Consider the following 13,571-nt stretch of genomic DNA (forward strand, 5'->3'; position numbering starts at 1 on the left):
ATCCGGTGGGTCAGGGCTGTTGCCCTGTCTGCTGTCTTGATCCGCGCATTTGGCGCGATTGTGTCCATTGCGTACGCAAGCCCCGTGGAACCATCGGAATTTCGTACAAAACCCGCGTCCACTTCGTACGTTTTGTACGAAAGTTACTCCGCCGCGACCGATTGCGCGGCGTTCAGGTAATCCAGGATCGCCTCGGCTGAATCGCGCCCATCACGGATCGCCCAAACCACCAAAGACGCCCCACGCACAATATCACCCACGGCAAAAACACCGTCCATCGCGGTCTTGCCCGTGGTGAATTCAGCCTTCACCGTTCCCCAGCGCGTGACCTCCAATTCCTTTTGATTCCAAAGGGTTGGCAGGTCTTCGGGCTCAAAGCCCAGCGCCTTGATCACCAGATCGGCGGGCTCATCCACTTCGGCACCTTCGATAGGTTCTGGGCTTTGGCGGCCCGTCGCATCGGGCTGGCCAAGGCGCATCTTTTGCACCTTCACCGCGCTGACCGGATCGCCGGCAAAGCCCTTGGGCGCGCTAAGCCATTCAAAAATAACGCCTTCTTCCTCGGCATTCTGCACTTCACGCTGACTGCCCGGCATGTTGTCCCGGTCCCGGCGATACAGACACTTGACCGATTTCGCCCCCTGCCGGATCGCCGTTCGGACACAATCCATAGCGGTATCGCCACCACCGATCACAACAACTTGTTTGCCTTCGGCATTCAACTCACCGCTGTCATACTCCGGCACCGTATCACCAAAGGACAGCCGGTTGCTGGCCGTCAGATAATCAATCGCCCGCACGATCCCCTTGGCACCGGCCCCCGGCCCTTGCAGATCGCGGCTTTTGTAAACACCCGTCGCGATCAGTATCACATTGTGTTTATTACGAATTTCCTCGAATTCGATGTCCTTGCCCACGTCGCAATTCAGCACGAATTCCACGCCGCCCTGCTCCAGTTGCTGGACCCGGCGCAACACCACATCCTTCTCCAGCTTGAAGCCCGGAATACCATAGGTCAGCAACCCGCCACCGCGGTCATAACGATCATAAACCGTCACCTGCACACCCTCGCGCCGCAGCACATCCGCAGCCGCCAGACCACCCGGACCCGCGCCGATTATCCCAACGGATTCAACACGTTCCCGCTTGGGCGTCACCGGCTTGACCCAGCCTTCCTCCCACGCAGTATCGGTGATGTATTTCTCGACCGCGCCAATGGTCACGGTGCCATGGCCCGATTGCTCGATCACGCAGTTGCCTTCGCACAAACGGTCCTGCGGGCAAATCCGGCCACAGATTTCCGGGAAGGTATTGGTCGCCTGACTGACCTCATACGCCTCTTGCAAACGCCCCTGAGCCGTCAGACGCAGCCAATCGGGAATGTTGTTGTGCAGCGGGCAATGCGACTGACAATAAGGCACACCGCACTGACTGCACCGGCTGGCCTGCTCCTTGGCCTTCTCGTCGGCGAACTCGGCGTAGATTTCGTGAAAATCCTCACGACGGTCATCTGCCGCCCGCTTTTCGGGCATGTCCCGCTGGACGGTCACGAATTTCAGCATCGGTTGCTTTGCCACGGCATGGCCTCCGGAATTGTCTTGCACCGCGCTTGTCTACTGGATTGTATGCGCAAAGAAAAGTCACAACGGTTGACCTAATATAAAAATTTTCCTCGCATCCCGATCTGTGCGTTCAGTAATTCTTCATAATTTCGATCCGATCCGGACCTAAATGCGGACTTCCCTCTGAATCTCAATGATTTATAGCTGAAGCACCGTTATTCGCAGGACTTGGCCGATGCCCCTCCTTCATTTGTTTCTTGTTGCCATTGTCCAGGGTCTGACCGAGTTTTTGCCGGTTTCTTCATCCGGTCACCTGATTCTACTACCCAACCTCACCGGCCTGAACGATCAGGGGCAGGTCATCGACGTTGCCGTTCACGTCGGCACCCTTTTCGCTGTCGTTCTGTATTTCTGGCAGGATGTCGGACAGGCCCTGAAGGGGTTGCCGCGTCTTCTGATCGGCCGCACCGATACCCAGGGCGCATGTCTGGCCCTGCTCCTTCTGATCGCTTCGGTTCCGGTGATCGGCTTCGGGCTGATCCTGCATCTGACGGAACTTGATTCCGAGATGCGTTCGATCAAGGTAATCGGCTGGGCCATGCTTATATTCGGGGTCGTTCTGTATTGGGCGGATCAGGTCGGCCCCCGCAAAAAGCAGGACAGCGACTGGAACCTTCAGGACGCCATGGTCATCGGTGTCTGGCAGGCCGTTGCGCTGATCCCCGGCACGTCACGCTCGGGCATCACCATCACCGGCGCGCGCTTCCTTGGCTATACACGGAAGGACGCGGCCAAGGTCTCGATGCTGATGTCGATCCCGACGATCTTTGCCAGCGGCGTCTTCCTGGGAACCGAAGCCGCCATGACGGCAAACATGGCGGCATTGCGCGATGGCCTGATTGCCGCGTTGCTGGCTTTTGTCGCGGCTCTTTTGGCCCTGTGCCTGATGATGCGCCTGCTGCGCAGTGTCAGCTTTACGCCCTATGTGATCTACCGGATCGTCCTCGGTGTGGTTCTGCTGGTGATCGCCTACAGTTAATTGACCCGCAGGTTAGAGGCCGATTCCTTGATCGCCTCGTACTGGCCCGCCGGTCGGAAACGCCACAGGTAATCGGGCATAATCGCCTCCATCGCGACGGGCTTGATACCCAGATCGGCGAACCCCCTGGCGCCTTCGGACGCAACATTGTCCACCCGCAGGCTGCGCACCTGATCGCGCGTGATCTGCGGCGGGATCAACCCCAGGGAAACCGTCTGAACAAGCTCCATCACACCAGCCATGAGGCTGGCAATGCCGAAGGGAATATTCATGATCAGGCGTCGACGACGAATAACGCTCAGCATTTGCTGCATCAGTTCGCGGAAGGTGTTCACATCCGGGCCGCCAAGCTCGTAAATACCCGGCGCGGCCTCACCGGTCACGCCCATTGCCGCAGCATTGGCCACGTCATCCACATAAACCGGCTGAAACTTCGTGTCAGCCCCGACGACAGGCAATACCGGGCTGAATCGGGTCATGCCTGCAAAGCGATTGAAGAACTCGTCCTCGGACCCGAAAATCACGGACGGACGCAGAATCACGGCTGTCGGGAAATGTTCGAGCACCGCAGCTTCGCCCCTGGCCTTGGTTTGCGCATAAATGCTGTCGGAATCGACATTCGCACCGATGGCCGAAATCTGCACCATGCGCTGCACACCCTCTTCGGCAGCGAGTCGCGCAATCCGTTCTGCGCCTTCATTCTGAACGGCGTCGAAGTTGTTCTTGCCCTTACGGTCGAACGTGCCCACACAGTTCACCACCGCATCGGCCCCCTGCATCACGGCACGAACACTGTTGTCGTCACGGATGTTGCAAAAGACCGGCTCGACCTGCCCGACAGCACCATAGGGTTTGACATGCATCGCTTCGTTCGTGCGGCGTACGGCGACACGGATGCGCCAGCCCTCCTTGGCCAGACGTCGCGCGATATAGCGACCGACGAATCCCGATCCGCCGTAGATGGTGACGAGTTTCGACATCTGAGGGTCTCCCGGCTTGAAAATACTGTCTCTTCCTAATCCCCTATGGCGTTTTGAACAAGGTGCTATGAGCAATGCGGCGATTTGACGAAAATCTCCGTTGACACCGCTAGCCGGCAGGTCTAAACGCCCCTCCACGACACCTGCCCAGGTGGCGGAATTGGTAGACGCGCTAGCTTCAGGTGCTAGTGTCCGTATGGACGTGGAGGTTCGAGTCCTCTCCTGGGCACCATTTCTTTTTTGCAGGAAATAAAGTGTCGGGCTTCATCTTGGATCGGGAACGGAATTCCAAACACCGCTTGAGCACATACGTGTTCTGAACGCGCGAGCTCGTGGCACACGCGCATCGATTCTCAGGCAATCTATTGCTCAGGCCGCCACAGCCTTGCGGTTGATATGACGATACCCGGCAACACCGTGCCAGAATCCATTACTGAACGCGGTGCCTGCGCACACTTCCGAAAGGCGAGCTCGGCCGTCATCCGCGTCCAGCCCTGCGTTCAGCACATCGTCGAACACCCGCGCGACGGCAACCATATCCACATCCTGCGGCAGCAGACGGGCATGGGTTATCCCAAGCGCCCTCATCTCGGGCAGTTCTGCCAGCAATTCGATATAACTTTCCGATTGGGTCTGGATTCCATTCACGCGCAGAATCGGCTGATCGTCACGGGTTGCCAATGGCATGCCATCGGGGTCGTCCTCGCAGATGAACTGGCAATTGTCCTTGGTCCTTCCATGTGCCCGCGCGTGATAGCAACGCGCCGATACTGCCAGCGGCGCGCGCCCGAAAACCTGCACTTCCACCCCGAGATCCAAATCGCGTGCCGCCATGGCGGCTATACCGACCGCCTCACCCGGCATTTCGGTGGGCAGGCAAACATGGGTCGCTCCCTGGTCTGCCATCCATGCGATCGTGGCTTCGTTATAGGCGTTCAGGAACGGCCCTACGCGATGCGCCCGGCCATCCCGTGCCAGAAGGCCCGCAGCATTGTTGATCTCAATTTCATGGTCTTCGCTTTCCATCAGATCAGCGGTTGCCTGACGCTCCCGTTTGAGCATCACCTCGGCCAGCGAGCACAACACCACGCGCTTCCCGCCGCGCTGCAACCGGTCGATGACCTGCGGAATCTCGCGCTCGAAGAACGGTGCGCGCTTTGAGCAAATCACCTCGCCCAGGTAGACCGTACCGACCGGCGCCTCATCTGCGATACGCGCATAGAAATCCCGCTTGCGCTCGACGGTCCAGTGATATGCCAGTGGCCCCAGTGTCAGTTCCATTGCCCTATCTCCATTTCTTGGTCTTGAACGCACCCTGCGTTTCCTTCTGCCCCTCGGTCAGCGCCACCAGGTCGGCCAGATCGGGCGTCGCGCCCGCGCGGATTGCATCCACCGCCTCACGGAAACTGCCCACCACCTTGCGGACATAGGATTTCGAGCGCTGCCGCCCTTCGATCTTGAAGGCGTGCACCCCCGCCTCCATCAGATCGGGCAGAAGGCGCGACAGGTTCAGGCTGACGGGCTCTTCAAAGGCATAATATCCTTCAGGCCGATGCGGCGCCGTGTAACGGCCCTTGCATATGGTAGGATAACCCGCCGTTTCACCCGGCGCGAAACTGTCGATAGTGACCCCGCCAAGACACGAGCGCAGCGCACCATCGGAATCTTCTTCATACGTCACCTTGGCCGCCGGAGAGCAGACACCATCCATGTTCGTCGATTCTCCGGTCATCCAGTTGGTCAGGCTGCACCGGCCCTCGACCATCAGGCCATGATTGCCGAAAATGAAGGTTTCGATCTCGCAGGGGATCTCCTGCTTGATCGCGCGAATTTCAGGAATGGTCAGGATGCGCGGTAGCACCACACGTTTGACCCCGAAATTGTGACAGTAGTATCGGATCGCTTCGGGGCTGGAGGCAGCGGCCTGCACCGACAGATGCAACCGCAGGCTTGGATGATTTGTAGCGATATGCTGCGCCACGCCCATATCAGCCACGATACAGGCATCCACTCCGACACGAGCCGCAATCGCCGCCGCATCTCGCCACAGATCGACCTTCCCGGCAGGGGGGTATGTATTGAGCGCCAACAGGACCTTGGCGCCCCGCTGATGTGCATAGGCGACCGAGGCCTCCAACTCTTCCGGGCTGAAATTCAGCCCCGGAAAGTTACGGGCATTCGTGGCATTGCGAAACCCGCAATAGACCGAATCCGCCCCGGCATCGACGGCAGTACGCAAAGCCGCGGGCGTGCCTGCCGGACACACCAACTCACCCGCTTCGGAAAACCGGCCTTCCGTTCTCATGTTCCGCTCCTCCGCCGCAATGCACCCAGAACCGCGCGTCCGGGCGGGCCGAACAGATCGGCTGTTTCCTGTGCAATCGAGCCGTCCACATCGTCCAGCGCATTGCGCAACGACACCACGGCCTCGGTATTGCCCGAGATTACGAGGTCACGCGAAAAGAAGGCTGCGTCGCCATCGTCCTCACCGTCGACAAGATTCAGGAGCAGCATGAACGGCCCCTCGATCTTGGCATCGTGATCAGGCAGCGGGTCACGCGGAACAGCACGGAAAACCGGTTGCTCCGGGTCTGGACGCAGATGCAGCGCAAAGGGGAGTTCACGCGCAACGATCAGGAAATCGGCCTGCTGATAAGGCGCGATGCGCGCGAACATCTCGGGGTGTCGACGGGCGATACGCCTTACGACACGCGCCAGAACCGGCTGTAACAATGCGCGCACCGGCGCAGTTGGAAGTGCCGGCCATCGGCGGGCCGGACGATGAGTCGTCGCATCTGTCATGATGGGGGTTCCGATCCGATTGAAGCAAGGCTGACCTGTCTCGGCACACAAGCGCATCGTATCGCTGTCCGTCCTGACATTGTCCGTCCTTTTATCCGCGCATCAACAGAGCGCATCAGGGCGGTGGAGAACTGCCCCACCGGGATATCCTCTGGCCTATTGCTCTGAATAAGTATTGTAAATACCAATTGAACCGACTAACCAGCGACCATGCGTCTCACCTCTTTTACGGATTTTGGCCTGCGTATGCTTATGCGCATGGCGGCAACCCCGCAGGTGGCCCTGTCCACTGCGGATTTCGCCAATGAATTTGGCCTGTCACGCAATCATCTGGCCAAGATTGTGCAGCACCTTTCCCGCGCAGGGCTGATTGAAACCCGACGGGGAGGCGGCGGCGGAGCCACCCTTGCGCACCCGCCGCAAGAGATATTCCTGGGCGATCTGATCAGGCTTCTGGAAAGAAATCATCCGCTGGTTGAATGCTTTGGGGCCGATGGCGGTGACTGTTCACTTGACGGACGCTGCCGCCTCAAGGCCCGATTTTGCGCAGCCGAAGCGGCGTTCCTGGATGAGCTGAACACCACGACACTGGCGGATATCGCACTCCCCTTTCTGCAAAAGAGAACCTGACCGGCAATTACCGTGCCGCAAGGCATTGCCTGTCTCCCCCAATATGTTAGTAATTAATCACTTACTTATGGTGAAGCAATGTCTAGAATGCGAAAACCCGCTGAGGAACGGCAAGCCGAGATCGTTGAAACTGCACTCCGATTGCTGACACACATACCTGTCGAAAAACTTTCGACAGGTGTGGTCGCACAAGAAGTCGGCATAACACAGGCCGCAATCTTTCGGCATTTCCCGACCAAGGATGCGCTCTGGCAAGCCGTACTTGAGGATATCGAGCGCCGCGCAGTCAATCTATGGAATGATGCCATTGCAAAGGGAACGTCCCCGCTGGAGCGATTGGCAGAACTGATTGCAGCTCAACTTGGCCTTATTGCGGCCTATCCCGCTATCCCCACGCTGATTTTCAACGCCGGCCAGATATCGGCCGAGGATACGCTGCGCCCCATTCACCGGCGTGTCATGTCGGGGTTGCGGCACCGCCTGCTGGTCGAAATCCGAAAGGCCGCACAGACAGGTCATATCCCTCCTGCGCCATCCGCCGAAGACTGCGCCGATCTGTTCCTGGGCCTTGTGCAGGGTACGGTGTTACGCTGGAAATTATCGGATCGCTCATTCGATTTAATTCAAGAGGGTCGACGCATCGCCACAATCCAGATCGGCCTGCTGACAGCCCACAAAGCCGGGGATGACAAATGAAGTTCTGGCGCCCACTCAAGATCCTTCCGCCGCTTGCCATCGGCATCGGCGTTGCCGTCTGGCTGATGTCCGGGGCCGAGCCCCCTCAGCGTAGCGCACAACAGGAACATTCGGTCACCGCCCGTACAATGACCGTAAAATCAACGCCCCTGGCGCCGGTGGTCCGTGGCTTTGGCACGGTGCGCGCCGCGCAAAGCTGGCAAGCGGTCGCCGAGGTATCGGGTGCCATCACGTTTCGGCATCCCGACCTTGAAACCGGAAATGTGATCCCCGCAGGCACCCGTGTTCTGGAGATCGACCCAAGCCGCTATGAAACGGCGCTACAACAGGCAAAGGCCGACCTGAACGCGTTGAAGGCCGAAAACGAACAGATCGACATTGAAGCGGCGAACACCAACAACATTCTCACCATCGAAACCGAACGGCTGGCCTTGGCGACCGCCGACCTGAACCGTGTACGCACCCTGACGGAACAGGGCACCACATCGCAGGCCCGGCTGGATGAGCAGGAGCGCACGACGCTTCAATTGCGCCGCACCGTGCAGGAGTTGGAAAACAATCTGGCCCTCGTCCCGGTTCAGAAGGCGCGGCTGGATGCGCGGATCGCCCGCGCCGAAGCCACGCTCGACCGAGCCGAACGCGATCTGAACATGACAAGTATCGCAACACCGTTCAACCTGCGCGTGGGCGCCGTGCATGTCGAACGATACCAGTTCGTGACAAGTGGCCAGCCCCTGGTTGCCGCCGATGGAATCGCACGGGCAGAGATCACGGCACACTTGCCGATCGAAAGTTTCCCAAGGCTTATGGGCGCAGCAGCAAATGCCGGGGTGCAGTTCGATGCCGACCATCTGCCGCAAGTATTGGAACGGATATCGGCCGAATTGAAACTGGTCTCCAACCCCGGCCAGGTCTGGAACGGCAGGGTTCTTCGAATTGAGAACGCTCTGGACCCACAGGCACGCTCGGTACCGGTGGTGATCGCGGTTGACGACCCCTACAAGGGCGCTCGCCCTCCGGCACACCTGCCGCTTGTCCCGAATATGTATGTCGAAGTGATCCTGACCGCCCCACCGGGAAACCCGAAAATCACCCTGCCCGCGCAGGCGGTTCACCAGGGCGATACCGTGTATATGCGCAATACGGATGGGCGGCTTGAACTACGGAACGTGACACTCGGTTGGCGACAGGCCGACCTGGCCGTAATCGAAGACGGCCTGACCGCCGGCGAGGAAGTGATCATTGACGATATCGTACCGGCTTTACCCGGCCTGCGTATCATTCCCGCGGAGACCAGGGAATGATCGCCTGGTTCGTTCGTCACCCGACTGCAGCCAATCTGCTGCTCATCCTGATCGCGACCGCCGGGATCATGGCGGCTCCAACGCTGAAACGTGAAACCTTCCCGGACTTTCGCAAGACCGAGGCGGAAATTTCAGTCGTGTATCGGGGCGCTACGGCTGGCGATGTCGAAGACGCGATTTGCAGGCGCGTTTGGGACGCGGTCGAAAGCGTGGAATATCTGGATGAGCTGACCTGCACGGCACAGGAAAACGCAGCGCGGGCTGTCGCCACGATGCAAACCGGTGGAAACGTGGGGCAATTTGTCAACGATCTGCGCACCGAGGTGTCCGCCGTTGATGATTTCCCGGTCGAGGCCGATCCACCCGTCGTGCGACAACTCAACCGTTCGGACGCCGTGGTTTCCGTGGCGGTCGCGGGAGATATGCCCCCGGCCTCACTGGAGCATTACGCTTCTGACTTGCAGAACCGTCTCGCCGCCCTTCCCGATGTGGCCAGCGTGACGATAACGGGCTTTGGTGAGCGGCAATACCGCATCACCGTACCCCGTGCAGTTCTGGAACAACACGGGCTGACCGCCGCAGGGCTTGCGGACCGCATCGGCGCCCAAAGCCTCGACCGGCCCCTTGGCAGCCTTGAAACGGATCGGCTCGATATCGCCCTGCGCTTTGCCGACGAACGCCGCACACCCCAAGCCCTTGCGCAGATCGTCATCTTGTCGAAAGCCAACGGTGCCGAACTGACCCTGGGCCAGATCGCGCAGATCGAGGAAACATTCAGCCCGGATGAGAAACTGGCAATCCTCGATGGGCAGCGCGCAGCCTTTTTGCAGGTCAATAAATCTCTCGGGGCCGACGCCCTGCGCGTATTCGACGATGTTCAGACCCTGATTGACACCGAACGCCGCGCCTTGCCCCCGACAATGCGCATCGAACTGGTGCAGGACATGACCAGCATCGTGCGCGATCGTCTTGCCATGCTGGTGCAGAACGGCGTGATCGGCCTGATTCTCGTGATCGCCGTCATGAGCCTGTTCTTCCGGCCCGGCTTTGCCATATGGGCCGCATTGGGGTTGCCCGTGGCCTTTCTGGGGGCGTTCATCGCGATGGCATTGACCGGCCTTTCGCTCAACATGATTACCTTGGTCGCACTTTTGATGGCAATCGGGATCGTGATGGACGATTCCATCGTGATTTCGGACTCGATCGCCGAAGAAGCCGCCCAAGGCGCACCCCGAAGCGATGCCGCCATTGCAGGCACCAAACGGGTGTTGCCCGGCGTCCTGTCGTCCTTTGCGACAACGGTTGCAATCTTCGCTCCCCTGTCATTCCTCGCCGGCGATCTGGGGGCAGTGCTGGAGGTCTTGCCTGTGGTATTGATCGCCGCCCTTGCCGCAAGCCTGCTCGAAGCGTTCTGGATTCTGCCCCATCACCTGTCGCACGGGTTGCATATCTCACGGCGGCCCCCGTCACGGTTCCGCCAAGGATTTGAAAAAGGCTTCGGAAACCTCCGCGACAACGGGCTTGGACGGCTGGTCGATAAAGCCGTCCAATGGCGGTATGCGACCACCGGCCTGACCCTTGCCGCACTGATCATAACTGTGGCGCTGCTGCGCGCGGGATACGTTCAGCGCGAAGCCCTGCCCGAGATTGACGGCGATGTGCTCGAGGCGCGCATCCTGATGCCCCAAGGCACTCCGCTGCATCAGACGACACTGGTCACAAATCGGGTGATCGCGGCGCTTGATGTCGTCAACCAACACCTCTCGCCCAGGCAACCCGATGGTGAAGAGTTGGTGCAAACCGTGCAGACGATCTTTGACCGAAACCTGAGCGCGGGCGAAAATGGCACACATGTCGCGACAGTGTCGGCCGATTTGTTGGGCGCGGAACAACGCACAACAAAACTGGATGAACTGATTGCCGCGTGGCGGGCAGAGATCGGCGAACTACCTGGCGTACTGGCCATAACCCTGACCGAACCGGGGCTAGGCCCTCAAGGTCAGGCCGTCGAAATCCGCTTGTCCGGTCCTGACCTCGACGACCTGCATATGGCGGCCACACGTCTTGTAGCTGAGTTAGAGACATATACAGGCGTCTATAACACCATGCACGATCTTCGGCCCGGTCGGCCCGAATTGCGCCTGACATTGGCAGAGGGTGCGACCGGCCTGGGTCTTACCGGCCGCGATGTGGCCGGGCAGATCGGTGCAGCATTTCTCGGCCGGATCATCACAACCGTGCAGGATGGAGATGTCTCCCATGAAATCGAACTCGAACAAAACCCGGTCGACAGAAACGCATTCGACGACCTGACAACCTTTGAATTGTCGCTACCCGACGGCACCCGCATTCCGCTGACGACGGCAACCACCATCGAGGAAACCCGTGGGTGGGGCCGCATCACTCATGTAGACGGGCAACGTACCGTCACCGTCGCCGCAGATGTCGATGGACGCGTCGGCAACGCCGATGAGATAGTCACCGAACTGAACACCGGATTTTTGTTGGATCTCGTAGAATCCGTTCCCGGCCTTCAAGTCCGTATCGAAGGGCAAAACGCCAACTCGGCCCAAACCATGGGGTCGATCCTGCGTGGCTTCCTGATCGGATTGGTGGGGATTTACGTGATCCTGTCTTTTCAGTTTCGCAGCTATCTGGAACCAATCATCGTGATGATGACAATTCCGCTGGCGCTGGTCGGTGTCGTGCTGGGGCATCTGGCTATGGGGTACAATATTTCGATGCCGTCAATAATGGGGGCGGCTTCACTGGCCGGAATCGTGGTGAACAACGCGATTCTGCTCGTGCAGGCCATTGACGATCACAAATCCAAAGGCGTGGCACCGGCTCAGGCGGTCGGGTCGGCCAGCCGCAACCGGTTCCGTCCCATTGTCGTATCGGTCACAACAACGATCATGGGGATGGCCCCGCTCTTGCTGGAAACCAGCACTCAGGCGCAGACGGTCAAGCCACTGGTGATCTCGGTGGTTTTCGGGCTGCTCTCCGCAACGCTTCTGGTGCTTCTGGTCCTGCCGGCGTTCTATGCCATTCTCGACGACTTTCGCGTTTCCAAAGACCAAGAATGACAGAGTCAGATCACGTCGTACGCGACAAGCATCCGATGCCAGACAGGGCGCGGAATCGCCACTCTTTTCCCTCGGCTATCTCACCAGATTGATCGGGGTTGAACTGGATTCCGTCCCGTCCGATAAGAACCGCTGGATCATATTACGCGTTTGGGGGTTTTGCTTTTGCTGTCCAGACCCCAAATTCAGGGGGAATATTGCCTGTCCGGGGCATCGTTCCTTCAGCAAAAGGAATCGAAATGGCGAACTATCTCTACAAGAACGATCTGCCCGCAGATCTGGATCTGGGCCCGGTTGTTGCAATCGACTGTGAAACCATGGGCCTGAATCCGCACCGCGACCGCCTGTGCGTGATCCAGATGTCGGGCGGAGACGGAAACGCGCATCTCGTTCAAATCGAGAAAGGTCAGCATGAAGCGCCCAATCTGGCAGCCATGCTGGAAAACCCCGATGTGCTCAAGTTGTTCCATTTCGGCCGCTTCGACATTGCCGCAATGTACAATGCCTTTGGTGCGCTTGCCGCTCCGGTTTATTGCACCAAGATCGCCAGCAAACTCGTGCGAACCTATACCGACCGGCACGGTCTCAAGAATTTGCTGCAGGAACTGATCGGCGTCGATATCTCGAAACAGCAACAATCCTCGGATTGGGGGGCGCCGGACCTGACCGACGCGCAACTGGATTATGCCGCTTCGGATGTATTGTACCTGCATCGCCTGCGCGACGAGTTGAACCGCATGCTGGCACGCGAAGGCCGTGTCGAGGTGGCGCAGGCCTGTTTCGATTTTCTACCCACCCGCGCGCGTCTGGATCTGGCCGGCTGGCCCGAGATCGACATCTTCGCGCACTGACCCATGGCCCGGCGCACCAATCTCCGCTCCAAACTGGTAGCATGGATGAAAATCCTTCTGCCACTGGCGGCGTTGGGCCTGTTGTCCACCTTGTTCCTGCTGTCTCGCACCATCGACCCGACCAAATCAATTGCAGTTTCACAAATAGACATTGAAAAACGCGCGCAGGAACAAGGAGCCTCGAACCCGACATTCGCCGGCGTCACCGACAGTGGCGACCAGGTTGTCGTCAGAGCTCAAAGTGCCGTTCCGAACAAGGAGGACATGAGCCTCATGCACGCAAGCGACGTCGACGCCACACTGGCGCTGAAATCAGGTGCCGTGATAGATATCACCGCGCAAGGCGCCGATGTCGACAGCGAGGCATTCAAGGCGCAACTCAACGGGAACGTGCGTGTTGTCACCAGCAACGGTTATGATTTCGGCACCGATATTCTGAATTCGCGCTTTGACATCCTTTATGCCGACACGCCCGGCCCGGTCAGTGGAACCGGCCCCCCCGGAGATCTGGACGCCGGGCGTATGGTCCTGACCAGCGACGAACAGACCGGCGATGCACATTTGCTTTTCACGGATGGCGTCAAGCTGATATACCATCCCCAGAACTCAGAGGATTGACCT

The 13,571-nt window shown here is 59.0% G+C and carries 12 protein-coding genes and 1 tRNA gene; 8 read left to right on the forward strand and 5 right to left on the reverse strand.

Annotated elements, in window-relative coordinates:
* Positions 1 to 143 precede the first annotated feature (143 nt).
* Positions 144 to 1,577, reverse strand: coding sequence for an NAD(P)-dependent oxidoreductase (locus KPG71_RS10535; RefSeq protein ID WP_216338045.1), 1,434 nt, complete (start codon positions 1,575 to 1,577; stop codon positions 144 to 146).
* Positions 1,578 to 1,797: 220 nt separating this feature from the next.
* Here KPG71_RS10535 and KPG71_RS10540 point away from each other — a divergent pair, with 220 nt between their 5' ends.
* Complete coding sequence (locus tag KPG71_RS10540; RefSeq protein ID WP_216338046.1) at positions 1,798 to 2,601, forward strand: undecaprenyl-diphosphate phosphatase; 804 nt, start codon at positions 1,798 to 1,800, stop codon at positions 2,599 to 2,601.
* Here KPG71_RS10540 and KPG71_RS10545 read toward each other — a convergent pair.
* On the reverse strand, positions 2,598 to 3,581 hold the full coding sequence (locus KPG71_RS10545; RefSeq protein WP_216338047.1) for a complex I NDUFA9 subunit family protein: 984 nt from the start codon (positions 3,579 to 3,581) through the stop codon (positions 2,598 to 2,600). The two genes, KPG71_RS10540 and KPG71_RS10545, sit on opposite strands and share 4 nt — an antisense overlap.
* Before the next feature lie 145 nt (positions 3,582 to 3,726).
* Here KPG71_RS10545 and KPG71_RS10550 point away from each other — a divergent pair.
* A tRNA-Leu gene (locus KPG71_RS10550) sits at positions 3,727 to 3,813 on the forward strand.
* Between the two features lie 137 nt (positions 3,814 to 3,950).
* Here the strand turns inward: KPG71_RS10550 and KPG71_RS10555 are convergent.
* Genes KPG71_RS10555 through KPG71_RS10565 form a run of 3 tightly spaced genes read right to left on the reverse strand, consistent with a single transcriptional unit; the run spans position 3,951 to position 6,383 of the window.
* The gene (locus tag KPG71_RS10555; RefSeq protein ID WP_216338048.1) at positions 3,951 to 4,862 is read right to left on the reverse strand and encodes a U32 family peptidase; all 912 of its coding nucleotides are present in this window, start codon (positions 4,860 to 4,862) and stop codon (positions 3,951 to 3,953) included.
* Positions 4,863 to 4,866: 4 nt separating this feature from the next.
* On the reverse strand, positions 4,867 to 5,886 hold the full coding sequence (locus KPG71_RS10560; RefSeq protein ID WP_216338049.1) for a peptidase U32 family protein: 1,020 nt from the start codon (positions 5,884 to 5,886) through the stop codon (positions 4,867 to 4,869).
* A complete protein-coding gene (locus KPG71_RS10565; protein WP_216338050.1) occupies positions 5,883 to 6,383 on the reverse strand; it encodes an SCP2 domain-containing protein in 501 nt (166 codons plus the stop codon). The genes KPG71_RS10560 and KPG71_RS10565 overlap by 4 nt, the downstream gene beginning before the upstream one ends.
* A 210-nt stretch (positions 6,384 to 6,593) precedes the next feature.
* On the opposite strand from KPG71_RS10565, the gene KPG71_RS10570 reads away from it, so the two are divergent.
* The 6 genes from KPG71_RS10570 (at position 6,594) to KPG71_RS10595 (ending at position 13,568) form a co-directional block, all read left to right on the forward strand.
* Complete coding sequence (locus KPG71_RS10570; protein ID WP_216338051.1) at positions 6,594 to 7,013, forward strand: Rrf2 family transcriptional regulator; 420 nt, start codon at positions 6,594 to 6,596, stop codon at positions 7,011 to 7,013.
* Between the two features lie 87 nt (positions 7,014 to 7,100).
* Entirely contained in the window at positions 7,101 to 7,709 is a 609-nt protein-coding gene (locus KPG71_RS10575; RefSeq protein WP_216338052.1) for a TetR/AcrR family transcriptional regulator, read from the forward strand.
* Complete coding sequence (locus tag KPG71_RS10580) at positions 7,706 to 9,013, forward strand: efflux RND transporter periplasmic adaptor subunit (protein WP_216338053.1); 1,308 nt, start codon at positions 7,706 to 7,708, stop codon at positions 9,011 to 9,013. The genes KPG71_RS10575 and KPG71_RS10580 overlap by 4 nt, the downstream gene beginning before the upstream one ends.
* Positions 9,010 to 12,099, forward strand: a complete 3,090-nt coding sequence (locus KPG71_RS10585) for an efflux RND transporter permease subunit (RefSeq protein WP_216338054.1) — start codon at positions 9,010 to 9,012, stop codon at positions 12,097 to 12,099. Before KPG71_RS10580 ends, KPG71_RS10585 begins: the two co-directional genes overlap by 4 nt.
* A gap of 239 nt (positions 12,100 to 12,338) precedes the next feature.
* Positions 12,339 to 12,950 carry a ribonuclease D gene (locus tag KPG71_RS10590; RefSeq protein WP_216338055.1) on the forward strand — a complete coding sequence of 204 codons (612 nt, stop codon included), beginning with the start codon at positions 12,339 to 12,341 and terminating at the stop codon, positions 12,948 to 12,950.
* A 3-nt stretch (positions 12,951 to 12,953) separates the two neighbouring features.
* Positions 12,954 to 13,568, forward strand: a complete 615-nt coding sequence (locus KPG71_RS10595) for a hypothetical protein (protein ID WP_216338056.1) — start codon at positions 12,954 to 12,956, stop codon at positions 13,566 to 13,568.
* The last annotated feature ends 3 nt before the right edge of the window (positions 13,569 to 13,571 follow it).

Origin of the sequence: Roseovarius sp. PS-C2 (assembly GCF_018862045.1) — a bacterium.
GTDB lineage: Bacteria > Pseudomonadota > Alphaproteobacteria > Rhodobacterales > Rhodobacteraceae > Roseovarius.